The sequence below is a fragment of the Bradyrhizobium sp. dw_78 genome (genome assembly GCF_018449525.1).
In the GTDB taxonomy this organism is placed as follows: Bacteria; Pseudomonadota; Alphaproteobacteria; order Rhizobiales; family Xanthobacteraceae; genus Bradyrhizobium.
The window spans coordinates 522,689-541,220 of record NZ_JAAVUS010000003.1; the positions used below are offsets into that span (position 1 = coordinate 522,689).

The 18,532-nt window shown below is 61.4% G+C and carries 19 protein-coding genes and 1 tRNA gene; 12 read left to right on the forward strand and 8 right to left on the reverse strand.

The window, feature by feature from the left end; translation table 11 throughout:
* Window positions 1-301: 301 nt before the first annotated feature.
* A complete protein-coding gene (locus HB630_RS11470) occupies window positions 302-1,021 on the reverse strand; it encodes an outer membrane beta-barrel protein (protein WP_213772332.1) in 720 nt (239 codons plus the stop codon).
* A 343-nt stretch (window positions 1,022-1,364) separates the two neighbouring features.
* Window positions 1,365-1,997: a TetR/AcrR family transcriptional regulator gene (locus tag HB630_RS11475; protein WP_213772333.1), complete on the reverse strand. Its 633-nt coding sequence runs from the start codon at window positions 1,995-1,997 to the stop codon at window positions 1,365-1,367.
* A 128-nt stretch (window positions 1,998-2,125) separates the two neighbouring features.
* Between HB630_RS11475 and HB630_RS11480 the strand changes: the two genes are divergently transcribed.
* Genes HB630_RS11480 through HB630_RS11490 form a run of 3 tightly spaced genes read left to right on the forward strand, consistent with a single transcriptional unit; the run spans window position 2,126 to window position 6,454 of the window.
* The gene (locus HB630_RS11480) at window positions 2,126-3,316 is read left to right on the forward strand and encodes an HlyD family secretion protein (protein WP_213772334.1); all 1,191 of its coding nucleotides are present in this window, start codon (window positions 2,126-2,128) and stop codon (window positions 3,314-3,316) included.
* A 13-nt stretch (window positions 3,317-3,329) separates the two neighbouring features.
* On the forward strand, window positions 3,330-4,916 hold the full coding sequence (locus tag HB630_RS11485; RefSeq protein WP_213772335.1) for a DHA2 family efflux MFS transporter permease subunit: 1,587 nt from the start codon (window positions 3,330-3,332) through the stop codon (window positions 4,914-4,916).
* Window positions 4,916-6,454: an efflux transporter outer membrane subunit gene (locus HB630_RS11490; protein ID WP_213772336.1), complete on the forward strand. Its 1,539-nt coding sequence runs from the start codon at window positions 4,916-4,918 to the stop codon at window positions 6,452-6,454. Before HB630_RS11485 ends, HB630_RS11490 begins: the two co-directional genes overlap by 1 nt.
* Before the next feature lie 65 nt (window positions 6,455-6,519).
* Here the strand turns inward: HB630_RS11490 and HB630_RS11495 are convergent, their stop codons facing one another.
* The gene (locus HB630_RS11495; RefSeq protein WP_213772337.1) at window positions 6,520-6,912 is read right to left on the reverse strand and encodes a very short patch repair endonuclease; all 393 of its coding nucleotides are present in this window, start codon (window positions 6,910-6,912) and stop codon (window positions 6,520-6,522) included.
* Between the two features lie 100 nt (window positions 6,913-7,012).
* Here HB630_RS11495 and HB630_RS11500 point away from each other — a divergent pair, with 100 nt between their 5' ends.
* Window positions 7,013-7,291 (forward strand): hypothetical protein, encoded by a 279-nt coding sequence (locus tag HB630_RS11500; protein WP_213772338.1) that lies wholly within the window; start codon window positions 7,013-7,015, stop codon window positions 7,289-7,291.
* On the opposite strand, the gene HB630_RS11505 is transcribed toward HB630_RS11500, so the two are convergent.
* The 4 genes from HB630_RS11505 to HB630_RS11520 form a co-directional block, all read right to left on the reverse strand.
* Window positions 7,284-8,369 carry a hypothetical protein gene (locus HB630_RS11505; protein ID WP_213772339.1) on the reverse strand — a complete coding sequence of 362 codons (1,086 nt, stop codon included), beginning with the start codon at window positions 8,367-8,369 and terminating at the stop codon, window positions 7,284-7,286. The two genes, HB630_RS11500 and HB630_RS11505, sit on opposite strands and share 8 nt — an antisense overlap.
* A complete protein-coding gene (locus tag HB630_RS11510) occupies window positions 8,362-9,732 on the reverse strand; it encodes a DNA cytosine methyltransferase (RefSeq protein ID WP_213772340.1) in 1,371 nt (456 codons plus the stop codon). Before HB630_RS11510 ends, HB630_RS11505 begins: the two co-directional genes overlap by 8 nt.
* Before the next feature lie 19 nt (window positions 9,733-9,751).
* Entirely contained in the window at window positions 9,752-10,309 is a 558-nt protein-coding gene (locus HB630_RS11515) for a DUF6538 domain-containing protein (protein ID WP_213772341.1), read from the reverse strand.
* A gap of 93 nt (window positions 10,310-10,402) precedes the next feature.
* Window positions 10,403-10,477, reverse strand: a tRNA-Thr gene (locus tag HB630_RS11520).
* A 266-nt stretch (window positions 10,478-10,743) separates the two neighbouring features.
* Between HB630_RS11520 and HB630_RS11525 the strand changes: the two genes are divergently transcribed.
* From HB630_RS11525 to HB630_RS11545, 5 genes are all read left to right on the forward strand, one after another.
* Window positions 10,744-10,962 (forward strand): hypothetical protein, encoded by a 219-nt coding sequence (locus HB630_RS11525; protein WP_218626081.1) that lies wholly within the window; start codon window positions 10,744-10,746, stop codon window positions 10,960-10,962.
* A gap of 75 nt (window positions 10,963-11,037) precedes the next feature.
* A complete protein-coding gene (locus HB630_RS11530) occupies window positions 11,038-12,741 on the forward strand; it encodes an FAD-dependent oxidoreductase (RefSeq protein ID WP_346656070.1) in 1,704 nt (567 codons plus the stop codon).
* Window positions 12,742-12,758: 17 nt separating this feature from the next.
* Complete coding sequence (locus HB630_RS11535) at window positions 12,759-13,067, forward strand: UBP-type zinc finger domain-containing protein (protein ID WP_213772342.1); 309 nt, start codon at window positions 12,759-12,761, stop codon at window positions 13,065-13,067.
* A 153-nt stretch (window positions 13,068-13,220) separates the two neighbouring features.
* Window positions 13,221-13,724, forward strand: coding sequence for a hypothetical protein (locus tag HB630_RS11540; protein ID WP_213772343.1), 504 nt, complete (start codon window positions 13,221-13,223; stop codon window positions 13,722-13,724).
* 68 nt (window positions 13,725-13,792) lie between these two features.
* Entirely contained in the window at window positions 13,793-14,617 is an 825-nt protein-coding gene (locus HB630_RS11545) for an alpha/beta hydrolase (protein ID WP_213772344.1), read from the forward strand.
* Between the two features lie 21 nt (window positions 14,618-14,638).
* Here the strand turns inward: HB630_RS11545 and HB630_RS11550 are convergent, their stop codons facing one another.
* Window positions 14,639-15,217 carry a TetR family transcriptional regulator gene (locus tag HB630_RS11550; RefSeq protein ID WP_346656078.1) on the reverse strand — a complete coding sequence of 193 codons (579 nt, stop codon included), beginning with the start codon at window positions 15,215-15,217 and terminating at the stop codon, window positions 14,639-14,641.
* 204 nt (window positions 15,218-15,421) lie between these two features.
* Between HB630_RS11550 and HB630_RS11555 the strand changes: the two genes are divergently transcribed.
* From HB630_RS11555 to murA, 3 genes are all read left to right on the forward strand, one after another.
* Window positions 15,422-16,360 (forward strand): SDR family oxidoreductase, encoded by a 939-nt coding sequence (locus HB630_RS11555; RefSeq protein WP_213772345.1) that lies wholly within the window; start codon window positions 15,422-15,424, stop codon window positions 16,358-16,360.
* A gap of 32 nt (window positions 16,361-16,392) precedes the next feature.
* Complete coding sequence (locus HB630_RS11560) at window positions 16,393-17,052, forward strand: epimerase (RefSeq protein WP_213772346.1); 660 nt, start codon at window positions 16,393-16,395, stop codon at window positions 17,050-17,052.
* 161 nt (window positions 17,053-17,213) lie between these two features.
* Window positions 17,214-18,503, forward strand: coding sequence for a UDP-N-acetylglucosamine 1-carboxyvinyltransferase (gene murA, locus HB630_RS11565; protein WP_213772347.1), 1,290 nt, complete (start codon window positions 17,214-17,216; stop codon window positions 18,501-18,503).
* The last annotated feature ends 29 nt before the right edge of the window (window positions 18,504-18,532 follow it).

An 18,532-nucleotide genomic window follows, 5' to 3' on the forward strand; every position in this document is an offset into this window, starting at 1 on the left:
TCCAGCGGTTTTTGCGCAATTTTGCATATGCGCGGCGTTCCGCGACGGCGAATCAGATCCGGGCGAGGACGGAGGTTCGTAAACAAAACGTTTCAAACGGAATGAGAGCCCCTGGTCCGAAGCTCTTTACACCAGAGCATGATCGTTTCGGAAAACCGGCGCCCACCCATCGGGGCGTAGCCCGAGGGCATGCTTTTTCCGGATCATGCTCCAGGCTCGAAACCACAGGCGCGAAACTATAAGGCCCGAAAACAAAAAGGCCGGCGCGAGGCCGGCCTTTCCGTCAATCGATTGGAGGCGATCAGTACTTCGCGACGACCGGGCCACCCCAGTTGAAGCGATAGTTGATGCCGGCCTTCACAGTATGCTCGTCGTCGTGGAACCGGTTTCCGACGATGTCGGCGGGGCCGCTGGTGAAGGTGCCGCTGCCGAAATTGTAATACTGGTATTCGATCTTCGCGGACCAGCTGGGCGCGAACATATATTCGACGCCGCCGCCGACCGTGTAACCGTCACGATGGTTGCCGTCGGTGGTGAAGGCCACCGGCACGCCGCCAGAGAAGGCGTTGATATGATCGCCGTCCTTGAAGGCATAACCGCCCTTGGCGTAGATCAGTGCCGGTCCGATGGCGTAGCCGATGCGGCCGGTGACCGATCCGAGTTCGTCGTTCTTGGAGGTCACAAGCGTGCCACCGGGAAACAGAACGCCGTTGTTGTTGCTGGTCAGCCAGCTGTATTCGGCTTCGATACCGACCACCCAGTTCGGTGCGAACTGATAGTCTGCGCCGCCCTGGACACCGCCGAGGAAGCGGCCGTCGCTGCCGCTGCCGGACAGGCTGTTGTTGCCGTCGAACGCACCGCCGATGTGGCCGCCGATATAGAAGCCGGTCCAGTTATAGATCGGGGTCGGCGCATAGGCCGGCGCCTTGGTGTAGGGGCGCGCCGCGAGGTCGGCTGCAAGTGCTGGCGCGGTCGCGCCGAGGGCGACGAGAGCCACAGTGGCGAGTAGGATCTTTTTCATTGGTCTTGTTCTCCAACTGATCATTTGAGATTAGCCGCGTGTCGGCTCCATCTATGGCGCGCACTTAGACAGGTTTTGAATAAAAAGCTGTCACCCATTGGTCACACCAAGCGAGAACCCAACCTGTTGGGACACAACAAATTTTCGTGTTTAATAAGGCCTAAATGAAAGCTAAAAGAAGCCTTAATTGGCACCTTTAGCGCATTAATTAGGCTCTTGTTCACGCCGCAATAACGCCCTTGTGAAGCCGTCCTCAAGTTACGCCAGGACGGCCGCTTGCGGCCAGGACGGTTCTTTAGATTTCATCGAAAACCGGGGGGCGCTGGGCGCGCGCGGGCGCGAATCATTTTGCGAAATGCGACAGGAACATCTCCACCGCGGCCTGGACATGCTCCTGCATCTCGGCGGGACTTATCGGGGCGGGGGGCTGACCGATCAGGCAATGCAGGTGATAATAAGAGATCACAGCGCCCAGAAACAATTTGGCGGCGAGACGCGGATCCGGGCAATGCAACTGCCCGCGCTGCGTCGCCGCCCGCAGATAGGCCGTTACCCGCTTGAGCGTGGTTCCTGGTCCCCGCTCATAGAAGATCGCCGCCAGGTCAGGCGCCCGGTGTGCGTCGGCTATAATAATGTGGAAAAGCGAAGATCCTTCGCCCTTGGTCAGGAGCTGCATCAGGCTCATGCCGAGCTCGAACAGCGCCGCTGCCGGCGGCTCGTCCCGTGCGAGCGCGCTTTGCGGGCCGGCAACCTTGGCCGCCTTGGCGCTGATCAATTCTTCGAACAGGGCTTCCTTGCTGGAAAAATGCCGGTAAAGCGTCTCCTTGGAGGCTTCCGCCTCCGAGGCGATCATCTGCATCGTCGTATCGGCAAATCCGTGCTTCAGAAACAGACGCTCGGCCACTTTGGCGAGTTCCTCTCGCCGCTTTTCTCCCCGGGGAACCCTGCGAACGGTCTTGGCTTTTGTCTCTGCCATTGAATTTCTTGGATAACCTGCGCTGGTTGACTCGGCTTGCCCGAATTTTATAGTGCGTACCGATGAGTTCGGTTAAGTCTCCGGTTTCTTCGCCGGCTCCGGCACATACGCCCAAAGAACGGGATGCGATGACCGACACTGATACCGACCATGATGCCGCAAGTCACGAAGATGCAAAGCGGCCCGCGGGGAAAACTCCGCAATCCGCCGCCCCCGAAGCCGAAAATTCCGGCGGCGGCAACAAGACCGACGATCCTGAACAGGCTGAACAGGAAACGCGGAAGAACCGCCGGCCGCTGGTCGTCACGATCGGCGCGATCGTCGTCGGCGCGCTGGTGATCAGCGGCATCGCCTATTGGTTCGAAACCCGCAATCAGGAAAGCACCGACGACGCCTATACCGACGGCCGCGCCGTCAACATCGCGGCGCAGGTCGCCGGCACCGTCGTTTCCCTCGACGTCAACGACAACCAGTTCGTCAAGAAGGATCAGGTGCTGATCCATATCGATCCGCGGCAATACATCAACGACCGCGAACAGGCGGAAGGCGCTTTGGCGACGGCGAAAAGCCAGTATGAGGGGCAGCAGCTCGGCGCCGAGATTGCGCGCAAGAATTTTCCGGCCCAGCTCGGGCAGGCGCAGGCGCAACTGGCGAACGCCAAGGCCAACCTGGCCAGGGCGCAGGCCGACTACGATCGTCAGCAAAACCTGCCCAAGCTGGCGACGTCGCAGCAGGATATCGACGCCGCCACTGCGGCGCTCAAGCAGGCGCAGGCGCAGGTGATGCTCGCGGAAGCGCAGGTCACGCAGAATTCGCCGGTCCCGCAGCGAATCGGGCAGACCGATACCGAAGTCGGGCAATTGAAGGGGCAGGTCGAGCAGGCCCAGGCGCGGCTCGACCAGGCCAATCTCAATCTGTCGTGGACGGAGGTCAGGGCGCCGCAGGACGGCTGGATCACCAAGCGCAACGTGGAAGTCGGCAACTACATCGCCGCGGGCCAGCAGATCTTCTCGATCGTCGCGCCCGAAGTCTGGGTGACCGCGAATTTCAAGGAGAGCCAGCTCGCTTATATGCGGCCGGGGCAGCCGGTCCGAATCAAGGTCGACGCTTATCCGTCGCTGGACCTGCGCGGCCATGTCGACAGCATCCAGCTCGGCTCGGGCTCCAAATTCACCGCCTTTCCGCCGGAAAACGCGACCGGAAATTTCGTCAAGGTGGTGCAGCGCGTGCCGGTCAAGATCGTGATCGATTCTGGCCTGGATCCGAAGCTCCCGTTGCCGCTTGGCATTTCCGTCGGGCCGACGGTCACCGTCCAGTGAGCGAGGCAGGCAAGTGAGCGATACCGGCGCAGCGGCGGCGCAAGCGGACGCGGCCTGGAAGCCAGCGTACAATCCCTGGCTGATCGCGGTGTCGGTGACGCTGGCGGCGTTCATGGAGATCCTCGACACCACGATCGTCAACGTGGCGCTGCCGCACATCGCCGGCAGCCTTTCCGCCAGCAGCGACGAGGCGACCTGGGCGCTGACGTCCTATCTGGTCGCCAACGGCATCGTGCTGACGATTTCGGGCTGGCTCGGCGACCTGTTTGGCCGCAAGCGCTATTTCATCATCTGCATCGCGATGTTCACGGTGTGCTCGTTCCTTTGCGGCATCGCCGACAGCCTCACCCAGCTCATCATCTTCAGGCTGGCGCAGGGCTTCTTCGGCGGCGGCCTGCAGCCGAACCAGCAGTCCATCATTCTCGATACTTTTCCGCCCGCCAAACGCAGCGCGGCTTTCGGCGTCACCGCGATCGCAACCGTGGTCGCGCCGGTGCTCGGGCCGACGCTTGGCGGCTACATCACCGACCAGGCGAGCTGGCGCTGGATTTTCTTTCTCAACATCCCGGTCGGCATGCTGGCGGTGTTCCTGGTCTCGATTCTGGTCGAGGATCCGCCGTGGGAGAAAAACAAGAAGAGACGCGGCATCGACTATATCGGCCTGTCGCTGATCACGCTGGGGCTCGGCGCGCTGCAGATCATGATGGACCGCGGCGAGGACGAGGGCTGGTTCGAATCCAGTTTCATCTGGGTGATGGCCCTGATTGCCTTCCTGGGTATTCTTGGCGCGATCGGATGGCTGCTCACCGCCGCAAAGCCGATCGTCAATCTGGCCGTGTTCAAGGACCGCAATTTTGCCGCCGGGTGCATCCTGATCGGCGCAATGGGAGCGATCCTGTATGCGAGCGCCGTCATCATTCCGCAATTTGCCCAACAGACCCTGCAATACACCGCGACCTGGGCCGGGCTTGTGCTGTCACCCGGCGGCGTGGCAGTCATCGTGCTGATCCCGATGGTCGGTAAGTTAATGACGGTGGTGCAGACCCGCTACGTCATCGGCATCGGCTTCATGATCATGGGCGGGGCGCTGTTGTTCTCCAGCACGATCACGCCAAATGTCGATTTTCGCACGCTGGTGATGATGCGCACGGCGCAGACCGCCGGTCTCGCCTTCCTCTTTGTTCCCATCAGCACCGTGGCCTATATGACGCTGCCGCGGCGGCTCAACGGCGATGGCGCTGCCTTGTTCTCGATGTTCCGCAACGTATTCGGCTCGATCGGGATTTCATTGTCGACGGCGCAGATCACGCAACGCTCGCAGGTGCATCAGACCTATTTGTCGCAATGGGCCAGCCCGTTTCATGCGCCGTACCAGGCCCTGATCGCCACTTACGAACAGGCGTTGCGTTCGATGGGCCGCGTCGGTGTCGCTGCGCATGACGTCGCGGTCGGACGCGTCTACCAGGTCTTCCGGACCCAGGTGACGGTGCTGGCCTATTCCGACGTGTTCTATTATTGCGCGATCGTTGCGTTTATCGTGGCGCCGTTCTGTTTGTTCCTGTCGCCCAAGATCGGCGGCGCCCGCGGTGGGGCCCATTGATGAAGTTCAGAACGCTCAGGAATCTGGCGGCCGCGATCGGCTCTTCCGCCCTGCTGGCGGGTTGCATGGTGGGTCCCGATTTCGTCCAGCCTGATTCGCATCTTCCCGAAGCGACGTTCCAGGGCGACAAGGGCAAACCGGTCGCCGATTCGAAATTGCCGGCGCCGACCGATCCGATGTGGTGGCGGGTGTTTCGCGATCCGGTCCTGACCGGTCTCGAACGGCAGGTGGCGGCCGCCAATCTCGACGTCCGCACCGCGACGCTGCGCCTGGCCGAGAGCCGTTTCCAGCGCGGCGTGGCCGCCGCCGCCCAATTCCCGTCGTTCAACGGCGATGCGAAATATACCCGCGAGCTCTACAGCCAGAACGGCATCGTCAGCCTGCTCACGCCCTTGGCGCCTCCCGGTTTCAGTGTCGGCGCGATCAACGACTACAATACCGGCTTCGATGCGTCGTGGGAGATCGACCTCTGGGGCAGGGTCCGCCGGCAGGTCGAAGCCGCCGACGCCAGCGTCGATCAGGCCGCCGACCAGCGCCGCGACGCGCTGGTATCGAGTCTTGCCGAACTCGCCAGGGATTATATCCAGCTTCGCGGCGTGCAGACCCAGATCAGGATCGCCAACGACAATCTGAAGGTCGACCGCGATACGCTGGCGCTGGCGCAGGCGCGGCAGCAGCGCGGATTGCAGAACGGCCTCGATGTCGAGAACGCGGCGGCCCAGGTCGAAGCCGTGCGCGCGCAAATTCCGCAACTGCAACAGCAGGAATCCGAATATATCAACGCGCTCAGCTTCCTGCTGGACCAGCCGCCGGGCACGCTGCGTAGCGCGCTCGCGGCGCAGCCGTCGGTCCGTACCGGGCCGCCCCGCATTCCGCTCGGCATTCCCTCCGAACTGGCCCGCCGTCGTCCGGATATCCGGGCCGCGGAAGACCAGTTGCACGCGGCAACCGCGACCATCGGCGTCGCCGTCGGCGACTTTTATCCGAGCGTGCAGTTCAATGGCTCCGTGGGCTTCGATTCGCTCAATGTCAGCAATCTCTACAAGCCGCATTCGCTGCAATATAATTTCGGGCCTAGCGTGACGTTACCGATCTTCGCGGGTGGCCGGTTGCGCAACACGCTCGAATTGCGTGAGGCGCAGCAGCAGGAGGCAGCCATCGGCTATCGCAAGACCGTGCTGCAAGCCTGGCACGAGGTGGTCAATGCGCTGGTCGCGCACCGGCTGGAAATGAGCCGCCGTGAACGGCTGCATGCGCAGGCCGATCACGCGCGCGCCGCGCTGGACCTGGCCCGCGCGCGCTACAATGAGGGCGTCACCGAATTCCTGACCGTGCTCGATGCGGAGCGCACACTGTTGCAGGCCGATCAGCAATATGCCGCCAGCACCACCAGTGTCTCGCTCGACCTGGTGCAGTTGTTCAAGGCGCTGGGCGGCGGCTGGGAGACCGAATTCCCAGACGTGCCGTCGGAAACCACGGCCGCCGGAACCGTTCCGGTCGCCGCCTTCGAGGCCGCGACAGCGCCGGCGGCGCAGTAGAGCGTTTTCGAGTGGGAACAGTAGCCGCTAGCGCAGGCTAGCTAGAATGCGAAAGTGTCCTCGCACTAAGTCAGGAAACTGCGCACGGTCAAAGCCACGTGCTCGAGATCTTTGAGCTGACATTCCCAAACTGTCAGCACTTTCCATCCCAGCTGCTTAAGCTCGTCTTCGACCCGCGCATCTCTGACCTGGTTATTCAACAGTTTCTTTCCCCAATACTCCCGTCTCGATTTCGGCGCTCTCGCCGCGGGGCACCCGCCATGTGAATGCCAGAAGCATCCATGAACAAAGATCACGGACCGCCTGGATCTGAATACGAGGTCGGGGCGGCCGGGAAGGCCCTTGCCGTGAAGCCGATAGCGATAGCCGAGTGAATGCACGAGCCTTCGGAGCGCAAGTTCTGGCCCGGTATCGCGAGAGCGAACTGCTCGCATTATCTCAGAGCGGTCCATCGTCATCGAGCTTCCAAAGGCTGATAGGAGGGTCAAGCGCCGCAGGCGATTAACAACCCCCAATAACGTGCTTATAGTGACAGTCAATATTGGCTAGGAGCGTTGAATGCTTTCTGAGGACTTTCGTGCATTTTTGCAAACCAAATTTCGGGGGGGCTCGTCAGGAAAGCCTCTCACGAGCAAAGCCGCCGGCGACGCCGTATCGCGCTGCAAAAAATATGAGCGGATTACCAGCTCCCGTTTACCGGAAAACCTGAACAATTCAATTAAGCTCGAACAGGCACTGCGTAAGCTCGATACGTACGAGCTGGAAACCTACAGCAAAACTGACATGCGAGCGGCCTTAAAGAAGTATTTTAAGTTTCTAAGCGCAACGTTCAAATGACCTCCAGCATCTGGTGAATGCGGTGCTCGTCGCTCACGACGGGAAATTTATTAGCCAAGGCTTGGTAGGCTTCTGCGGAAACAATAATGGACGTCGCCTTTACTTCAAACACCCAGTCAGGGTTGGGGGTAGACGCGCTTGGCGGATTAGTCTCCAGAATTGCTTTACTCACGATCTCCGTATCAAGGCTTCCCAATTTATGCCGCAAAAACGAAGCCGTCACATGCGTCAGCCAAATGCGATACTTGCCGGGGCTGAGCTCCTCTCCCTGCACGACGAAATGGCACAGATTTGGATCGTCAGGAGTAGGCACAGTGAAGTAGGGCTGGATCTTAGCTCCGGCCTCGGTGGTGATAGAAAACTCCTTCACCTTGGTCTTTGCGTTATAGACCCAAAGGTTCTTGCTCTTCTTCCTTGGGCCGCCTCCACCACTTTCGCTCCACTCGGCATAGTAGTCGGTCGGCTTTGGCTTCGACATTGGTTGCTCGAAGTAGAGAAAATCAACCAAACTCTCTTGCCAGAGAAACCACCCAATGCGCATGTCTGGCTCCCGCGCGGAATAGGCATCGGAGACCGGCTGGGGTTGCTCTGACAGACGCTTGGCGGCTACTTGAGGCTTCATGTCGGGGAAGATTTGCAGGATACGCTTCACTGCCTGTTCGCGAGTGATCTGCTTATGATTGTACTCGTCGGCGATGCGCACGAGCGAGGTTCTCTCGTCGATGAGAGCCGCGTATTGCGCAAGAACATCTCTCGCTGCTTCGGTCGCATCCTTAACTGCGGGTATTCTGATAGAGCGCGTACCTGCCGGATGCATGATGCGAGTGCCACACGCCGACAATATGCTCTCCCTTGACCGTCGGCAGATCATCTTCTGCTCGACGCCGAGGTTGCCATGCGTCACATCGATATTGAGATTGCTCCAGCCCGCAGCGGGTATGCCTTTTGCGGCTGCGTACACCGCAGTCCAATCATTCTCCTCAAATTTCCGGCCCATCATCGTAGCGACTTGGGCTGCAAGATACTTATGAGCTTTTACAAACTCATCTTTTGAGAAAACCGGGAGGGTATCAGGCATATTTCAGCTCCGGCAGAGGACTAACCTCAATTCCCATGGCTCGCGCGATAGCTTCACCTACGGCCTTCGCAAGTACAGGAGGTACGGCGTTGCCGATCTGAAACGCTCTCTCCATTCTTGTGCCAGCCAGGTACCAAGTATCGGGAAAGGTCTGCAATGCCAGCAACTCGTCGTCTGTAAGGTACTCGTGCTCGACAAAGACCGGAGGCGTATCGCCTTGACGGCGACCTTGGGTGTGCCACTGTTGACGCGCCAGCTGTTCAGGAGGCACTCCTAGAGGGGCGATCGCAAGTTTCGCGGATTGATGAGCGCCAACAGTAGGAGCAATCCGGTCAAGCGGCCATGTGACTGGTTCATCGTGTGGCCTAACCACATTCTTGACCCAAAGAACGGCTGTCCTCTCGTTCAGCTTGCCGTACTGCCAGTGGCCGCCCTTCCATAGGGTGTCCTTAACCGTGGCCCACGGAAGGAGCTTGCTTGCAAATAGCTGAAGTTGGCTCTTTGGCGCCTGACTATGTGTTGGCTCAGGCCAGGAAAACGCCTCCCCATCTCGCGAGCCGACGATGAATATTCGTTCTCTGCTCTGTGGGGCGCCAAAATCCGCTGCATTCAGCAACTTGAATTTGCATGAGTAGCCGATACGCTCGAACTCGTTGAGAATGATCTCTAGCGATCCCCCCCGCACGGCGCGGCTCTCAAATTTCAGCGCCCCTCCACACTGCGAGCACTTTCCTAAGTCGCCCGCTTGTGTTCCTCTTAACTCGAAAGGCAAAAGCGTTAACGCACTGCACTTCGCGCAGCGGCTCGCCTCAACATCAGTCGAAGTCTGAGCTAGGCCCTTTACATTCTCAAACAAGAACCATCGCGGCCGAATTTCGTCTACGAGCCTTACAAACTCCAAAAACAAACGCCCATCGTCCACGGTCACAGTTTCACGCTTGCCGGATCTTGAGAACGGCTGACACGGCGGACCGCCAGCCATCAGATCTAACTCTCCTCTTTTGATCGCGGCTTGGGACAGAACTCGATCCTTTGAGAGCTGCCTGACGTCGCCTTCAGCAATGACCGCATCGACGAGGAAATCATCTCTGGCTTCCCAAGCGCGTTTGCCTCTCGCAAGGAGGGTCGAGTGAGCATTAGGGGAAATTCTCTGATGGCACCGTTTCTCTAGCTCCAATGCAAACCAATGATCGAAGTTTATGTCCCGCGACCTGAGAGAGCGATTGATGCGAAGGGTTTCACATGCGTGGGGCGCAAATTCGCTAGCAAGCACGGTCCGAAAACCAGCCTGCTCAAGACCGATGTCCAGCCCCCCCGCGCCTGCAAACAGCGAAACCAGTGACGGTCGATTTCCCCCTGCCATCAGTGACTTCTTTCTCGCATCAAACGCAAATTAGTGAACATAGACGATTAACGGGTCGAACGGGGCTTATCCAGTAAAGCATCAGAGCTGCCCACAGGCGTGATTGCCAATCCCATATCCAAAAACACGTATAAGTAGCGACAGGCCAAAGAATGGTAGGGGCGCCAGCTTTCAGAAAGCGGTCGATAGCCCCGAGGCCAAATTTTCCTTGCTGTGCGAGGCGGTTCTGTCGAGCGACCGCCAGCCAGCTCTCTTTTGTCAGGCCGGGGGTGTCCTCGAATCCCTGTGCGAAAGTGCGGTGGAGGATGCCCAACAACGCCGCCACTTGCTTGGCTGTCAGCGGCTTTGGCCTGTCTCGCAAAGCCCTGAGCTGCCGTTCGACCTCTGCGGCGACCTCCGTATATTTCGCCTTGGCGGGTGTCCGGTCAGCGGTGCGAAGCGAGATGCTGATGTGGGTCTTGTACCAGCCAGGTGGCCGTCGCCCTTTGGGGAGCTTTTCTAGGATGGCCCTAACATCTGCCGGGATCGTGCGGTAATACCAATTGTCGGTGCCTTCTCTTTTGCTCGGGGAAGCCATTCTCAAAACCATAGATGCAGCATCCCTGTGTATCAGGGAGCGGCCCGAAAACCACAAGCCTTTCAATAGGCTATTGATATTTCAAGAAAAAAATGGTGCTGCCAGACAGGATTGAACTGTCGACCTCTCCATTACCAATGGAGTGCTCTACCACTGAGCTACGGCAGCATGCCCCGGATCACGAGAATCGGCCGACAGGCCCGGACAAGGCGCGCGATCCTTGCCACAAGCCCCCCTTTCGCGCAAGCGCAGGCGCGGTTTCCAGCCATCAAAAACGGTCCCCGCGCCCCGCGGCCGCTTTCAGGCGATCACGGCCTCGAATCCGGCCCGAATTTCCGGCCGTTCGGCGGCCGCTCGCCGCCAGGCCTTGATTTCGCCCATCGGTCTATTGTTCCGATGCTATTGTTTCGGAAGGCGATGCGGACGGGTTCGAGATGAAGGATGACGGCGACAAAAAATATGAGGGGCAGGCCGTGGCTCCCGCCAAGGCTCCGGTAAGGGATTCGCGGCAGGACCGGCTCAAGCTGGCCTTGCGCGAAAATCTCAAGCGGCGGAAATCGCAGGCGAGAGGACGGGGCGAGGCCGCGACCGCATCTTCCAATATCGATGACCTCTCGCCATATGACGACGGCGGCAAGAAGCCGGGCGAATAGCCGGGCCGGCCGGCGACGGATTCTCTCTTCCTTCCCTGATAGCGTAAACATCGGCGATGTGAGACGGAGGCGAGCGTGAGTATCCCGGCAGCCAACAAAACGATCGCACCGCCCGCCGCGTCATTCCCGCGTCATGAGCAGACCTTCCCGGTGCTGACGCCGGAAGAAATCACCCGTATGCGCCGGTTCGGCGCGGTCACGACCTATAAGGACGGCGAAAAACTGTTCGAGACCGGCGAGCCGGGGCCGGGCATGTTCGTCATCCTGTCCGGCCATGTCGCGATCACCCAGCGCGATGGACTTGGCCATGTCACGCCGGTCATCGACCAGGGGCCGGGCCAATTCCTCGGCGAGATCGGCCAGCTCTCGGGCCGCATCGCGCTGGTCGACGGCTACGCCGAAGGCGATGTCGAAACGCTGCTGATCCCGCCGGAGCGCCTGCGTGCGCTTCTGGTCGCGGAAGCCGATCTAGGCGAACGCATCATGCGGGCTTTGATCCTGCGCCGCGTCAACCTGATCCAGGGCGGCGTCGGCGGACCGGTGCTGGTCGGCGCTTCGAATTCGAGCGGTATCATCCGGTTGCAGGGATTTCTCCGGCGCAACGGCTATCCGCATCACCTGCTCGATCCGGTCAAGGACCATGACGCCGCGGAACTGATCGCGCGTTATTCGCCGCTGCCGGCGGATTGGCCGCTGGTGGTCACGCCGGACGGCACCGTGCTGCGCAACCCGGGCGAATCCGAGCTTGCGCATGCGATGGGCATGGTCCGCCCGCTCGCCAAGAACAAGGTCTACGACGTCGCCGTCGTCGGCAGCGGCCCGTCCGGATTGTCGACCGCGGTCTATGCCGCGTCCGAAGGCCTCAGCGTTGCGGTATGCGATGCGCGGGCGTTCGGCGGGCAGGCCGGCGCCAGCGCGCGCATCGAGAATTATCTGGGCTTTCCGACCGGAATCTCGGGTCTGGCGCTGACCGCGCGCGCCTTCAACCAGGCGCAGAAATTCGGCGCCGAGATCATGATCCCGGTCCAGGTAATGTCGCTCGATTGCTCGCGCGAGGACGGCGCCTTCGGCCTGAAGCTCGACGACGGCGACCTGTTGCGCGCCAGGTCGATCGTGGTGGCGAGCGGGGCGCGTTACCGGCGGCCCGGGATTGCACGGCTCGCCGATTTCGAGGGCCGCGGCGTCTGGTATTGGGCCTCCCCGATCGAGGCGCGGCTATGCGCCGAGCAGGAGGTGGTGCTGGTCGGCGGCGGCAATTCCGCCGGACAGGCCGCCGTATTCCTGTCGGATCACGCCAAGCGGGTACACATGGTGATCCGCGGTGGCGGCCTTGGCGCCAGCATGTCGCGCTATCTGATCGAGCGCATCGAGGCGGCCTCGAATATCGAACTGCTGTTCAATACCGAAGTGGTCGCGCTCGAAGGTACGACGGAATTGTCGCTTGAGGGCGTGCGCCTGCGCAGCCGGCTGTCGGGAGAAGAGCGCGGCATGGACATCCGCAATTTGTTCCTGTTCGTCGGCGCCGATCCTGCCACCGGCTGGCTCGACGGCTGCGGCGTCGTGGTCGACCGCGGCGGTTTCGTGGTGACCGGCGCGCAGTGCAACAGGGCGATAAGCGATCCGGCCTCCGCGCTGGAAACCTCGGTGCCCGGCGTGTTCGCCGTCGGCGACGTGCGGTCCGGATCGGTGAAACGAGTTGGCGGCGCGATCGGCGAGGGTGCGCAGGTGGTGGCGGCCTTGCATGATTTTCTTGGCCGCGCACAGAAGCCGGCGCTCTGACAAATGGGGGTGAATGAATGGCCAGGCACTGCGCCCATATCGCCGGCATCCGCGAGGTCACGCCGAGTGCGCTCGGTTGCGAGGAATGCCTGAAAAGCGGCAGCGCGTGGCTGCATTTACGAATCTGCCGCAGCTGCGGTCACGTCGGCTGCTGCGACGATTCTCCCAACAGGCACGCGACCAAGCATTTCCACGCCACCGGGCATCCGATCATCGAAGGCTATGATCCGCCGGAAGGGTGGGGCTGGTGCTATGTCGATGAAGTGCTGTTCGATCTGTCGGACCGGAAGACACCGCACAACGGTCCGATCCCGCGCTATTATTGAGCAAACCTCGCGCGTGCAGCGACGAGCTTGGCGCAGTTTGTGACAAGTTTGCAAAAAATCCGGGCATCGCACCTACGCATTGACCGGCGCCGCGTGTGGCTATTTGTCATCGAGGGTCGTAACATTCGCCGTCCTTCAAACGGGGAGTGCATCATGGTCCTGGGTATGAGCTTGTCTGCCTTCACGATGGTCCATGTGATCATCAGCCTGATCGGTATCGTCTCCGGCGTCATCGTCATGTTCGGAATGCTCGGCTCGCACCGCATGCCGGGCCTCACCGCCATATTCCTGCTGTTCACGATCCTGACCAGCGCGACCGGCTTTCTGTTTCCGTTCACCAAGCTGTTGCCGTCGCACATGATCGGCATTCTCTCGCTGGTGCTGCTGGCGATTGCGTGCATCGCGCTTTACGGCATGAATCTCTCCGGCGTGTGGCGCTCGATCTATGTCCTCACCGCGATGGCCTCGCTGTACCTGAACGTCTTCGTGTTGATTATCCAGGGCTTCCTCAAGGTGCCCGTGCTGCATGCGCTGGCGCCGAGCGTGCCGCCGGCCGAGCCGCCGTTCGCCGTCGTTCAGGGCATTGTGTTGCTGTTTTTCGTCATTGTGATCGTCGGCGCGGTGCGCCGTTTCCGTCCCGCTGCTACATTCGCCTGACTGCGTATCTCAAATCATGTCGCGCGAGAGCGCGGCAGCTTCGTTTTACCAAGCAGGAGACCTCGCCAATGCCCACGATCAAGACCAAGGACGGCGTCGAAATCTATTACAAGGATTGGGGCGGCGGACAGCCAATGGTGTTTTCGCACGGCTGGCCGCTGTCGGCCGATGACTGGGACGCGCAGATGCTGTTTTTCCTGGATCACGGCTATCGCGTCATCGCCCATGACCGCCGCGGCCACGGCCGATCCACCCAGACCGGCGACGGCCATGACATGGATCATTATGCCGACGACCTTGCCGCTTTGACGGCGCATCTCGATCTGAAGAACGCCATCCACGTCGGTCATTCCACCGGCGGCGGCGAGGTGGCGCACTATCTGGGACGGCACGGCGAGAGCCGGGTGGCGAAGGCGGCGTTGATCAGCGCGGTGCCGCCGCTGATGGTGAAGACCGCGGCCAATCCAGCCGGCCTTCCCAAAGAAGTATTTGACGGACTCCAGGCCCAACTCGCGGCCAATCGCTCGCAATTCTATCGCGCACTTCCGGAGGGGCCCTTCTATGGCTACAACCGGCCGGGCGCAAAAGCCTCGGAAGCCATCATCGCGAACTGGTGGCGTCAGGGGATGATGGGCGGCGCCAAGGCGCATTACGACGGCATCGTCGCCTTCTCACAGACCGATTTCACCGACGATCTCAAGAAGATCACGGTGCCGGTGCTGGTGATGCATAGCGAAGACGATCAGATCGTTCCTTACGTCGCTGCCGGACCATTGTCGGCCAAGTTGCTGAAGAACGGCACGCTGAAGACCTACAAGGGCTTTCCGCACGGCATGCCCACCACGGAAGCGGCCACGATCAACGCCGACCTGCTCGCCTTCATCAAGGGATAACGTCACCGCTGGAGCGGGCGATCATTCAAGGATCGCCCGTATCGCAGCGAAGACCCGTTTCGCCATCGCGTCCGGCTTTTCGCGCGCGCCTTCGGCTGCCCAGCTCTCGCCCCCGATCCGCATCGCGCCGGTCGCGATCATGGCGACCAGCCGGGCCTGAAGCCGTTCCGATTTGCGGCCTGCGCGCTTGACGAGCGCGTCCGCCAGGGCGCGTTCGAACTTCTCGTATTTGACCTGGTCGCGCGCCTGCAGGGCGGGATTATCGTGTTTGAGCCGGGCGATCGCCATCGCTTCGTCCGCGTCAAACTGCCGGGCCACGGCGGCAATCGCGTTTTCCGCGGCGGTCAGCATGGATTCCGTGGCGGGCCGCGCGGCGACCGCGGCAATCAAATCCGCCGTGCTTTCCTCATGCCAGGCGAACACTACGTCTTCCTTCGACGCGAAGTAATGGAAAAAGCTGCGGCGGGAAATATCCGCCGCAGCCGCGATGTCGTCGAGCGTGGTGGCTTCAAACCCGCGTTCCAGGAACAACGCCATCGCCGCCCGGGTCAGCCGTTCGCGGGTCTGCTGCCGCTTCCGTTCCCTCAGCCCGGTCGCCACCGCGCCGGATGCGGATTTTGCCTTTTGCGGCTTGGACTTAGCCGGGCTGGATTTGGCCAGGCTGGGCTTGGCAAGCTTGGGCTTGGCGCGCCTGCGCGCGGCAACGGCCGTCTTCAAAATTTCACCTCTTGCAAAATTGCACTGAGTGCATATTTGGGACCGGCGGACGGGGTCCGCACGAATCGATTGCAGGGAGATATAAGCATGACCGGCTGGACTACCGCAGACATTCCGCCCCAGAACGGCAGGACCGCCGTGATCACCGGCGCTACCGGCGGCCTCGGCTATGAAACTGCGCTGGCGCTCGCCGGCGCCGGCGCGACGGTGGTGCTGACCGGCCGCAACGAGGTGAAGGGCCGCCGCGCGCTCGATCAAATTCGCAGCAAATTTCCGGGCGCCAAAATTGCCTATGAAGACCTCGATCTGGCGCGGCTGGCGTCGGTGGCCGATTTCGCCAGGCGTTTCGCCGCCACGCACGATTCGCTGGATCTTCTGATCAACAACGCCGGTGTGATGGCGCTGCCGAAGCGGCAACAGACGGCTGACGGTTTCGAGATGCAGTTCGGCACCAATTATCTCAGTCATTACGCGCTCACGGCCCGTCTGCTTCCCCTGCTGCGCCGCGGCGATCGTCCGCGCGTGGTCAATCTCTCCAGCCTCGCGCACCGTTCCGGAGTGATCGATTTTGACGATCTGCAGGGTGCAAAATCCTATGACCCCTTCAAGGCCTACTGCCAGTCGAAACTGGCGATGCTGATGTTCGCACTCGAACTGCAGCGGCGCAGCAATGCCGCGGGTTGGGGATTGCTGAGCAACGCCGCGCATCCCGGCTACGCGCTCACCGATCTGATCGCCAACGGTCCGGGCAGCGGGGGCTTGATGGGGCTGTTCGGCAAGATCCTTCGCCCCATTGCCAGTCATTCCGCCGCCGAAGGCGCGCTGCCGACGCTGTTCGCCGCAACGTCGCCGCGCGCGGAGCCGGCCGGTTATTATGGCCCGAACTGGTTCTACGAGTTGAAGGGACCGCCGGAGCCGGCCAAGATCATGCCGCGGGCGAAAGACGCCGCTGTGGCGGCGCGGCTCTGGGATGTGTCGGCCGTTCTGACCGGCGTCTCCTTCGATTCTGCCGCGGTTGCGGCCTGAATCCGTAACGCGACCACGCAACGGAAAGTCGGATGAAGGTCATCCTGTTCGGCGCGACCGGCATGGTGGGGCAGGGCTGCCTGCGCGAATGCCTGCTCGATCCCGGCATTGAAAGCGTGCTTGCCGTTGGCCGCGGCCCGACCGGCCAGCGTAACGCAAAACTGCGCGAAATCCGGCACGACAATTTTCTGGATTATTCCGGAATCGAATCCGATCTCGCCGGATATGACGCCTGCTTTTTTTGCCTCGGCGTCAGCTCGGTCGGCATCGACGAAGCGCGCTACCGGCAGGTGACCCACGATATCACGCTCGCCGCGGCGACGACGTTGTCGAGGCTCAACCCGGGCATGGTCTTCGTCTACGTCACCGGGCGCGGCACCGACTCCACCGGGCAAGGCAGCCTGATGTGGGCGCGGGTCAAGGGCGAGACCGAGAACGATCTGCTCAAGCTGCCGTTCAAGGCCGCCTATATGTTTCGCCCTGCGGCGATCCAGCCGCTGCACGGCATCCGGTCGAGGACCGCCTGGTATCAGGCGATCTATGTCGCGGCGGCGCCGCTGTTCGGTCTGCTGAAGCGCGTCGCCCCGAAATACGTCACGACCACCGAACGGATCGGACGCGCCATGATCAAGGTGGTGCGCGACGGTTATCCGAAACCGGTGCTGGAGAGCGAGGATATCAATCGCGTTTAACCGCGCCGTCATTCCGGAACCGCCCGACAGGTTGGCGCCGCTTCGGAATGACCGTTCGGCGAGGGGCGCCCCCGATCCCATTAAATAGCCACAGATTTCAAGGCTTTTGCCGTAACCTTGTTGGCCCTATAGTTCGGGCCATTGCAACAGCAGGATTCGGCATGGATCGCATTCGCATCGTCGGCGGCAACAAACTGAATGGCAGCATTCAGATTTCGGGTGCGAAAAATGCGGCGTTGCCGTTGATGATCGCGGGGCTGTTGACCGAGGAAACGCTGATCCTGGACAATGTGCCGCGGCTCGCCGACGTGGCGCAGTTGCAGCGCATCCTTGGCAATCATGGCGTCGACATCACCTCGGTCGGGAAGCGTTCCGGCGACCGCGAATATCAGGGCCAGACCCTGCACATCTCGGCGGCGAACATCATCGACACCAAGGCGCCCTACGATCTGGTGTCGCGGATGCGCGCCAGCTTCTGGGTGATCGCACCGCTGGTGGCGCGGATGCACGAGGCCCAGGTGTCGCTGCCCGGCGGCTGCGCCATCGGCACCCGGCCGGTCGATCTGCTGATCATGGCGCTGGAGAAGCTCGGCGCCGAACTGTCGATCGACGGCGGCTATGTCATCGCCAGGGCGCCCGGCGGCCTCAAGGGCGCCAATATCGATTTCCCCAAGGTCACCGTCAGCGGCACCCATGTCGCGCTGATGGCGGCGACCCTGGCCAAAGGCACCACCGTCATCACCAACGCCGCCTGCGAGCCGGAAATCGTCGACGTCGCCGACTGCCTGAACAAAATGGGCGCACGGGTGTCCGGCGCGGGCACGCCGCGCATCCTGGTCGAAGGCGTCAGCAAGCTGCACGGCGCCCGGCATACGGTGCTGCCCGACCGGATCGAAACCGGCACCTACGCGATGGCGGTGGCCATGACCGGCGGCGACGTGCAACTCATCGGGGCGCAGCCGCAATTGCTGCAATCGGCGCTCGACGTGCTGACCGAGGCCGGCGCCGACATCACCGTCAACAATGAAGGCATCCGCGTCGCCCGCAATGGCGCGGGGATCGGGCCAGTGAAGGTATCGACAGCGCCGTTTCCGGGCTTTCCCACCGATTTGCAGGCGCAGCTGATGGCGCTGATGGCCTGCGCCAAGGGATCGTCGCAGATCACCGAGACGATTTTCGAAAACCGCTTCATGCATGTGCAGGAACTGGCGCGGTTCGGCGCGCGGATCAGCCTCGATGGCGAAACCGCGACCATCGACGGCATCGCCAAATTGCGCGGCGCGCCGGTCATGGCGACCGATCTGCGTGCGTCGGTGTCGCTGGTGATCGCGGGTCTTGCCGCCGAAGGCGAAACCATGGTCAACCGCGTCTATCATCTCGACCGCGGTTTCGAGCGGCTGGAAGAAAAGCTGTCGGCCTGCGGCGCTTCGATCCAGCGCATCAGCGATTGAACTTCAGCGCGTCTTCGGCAAAAGTGGAT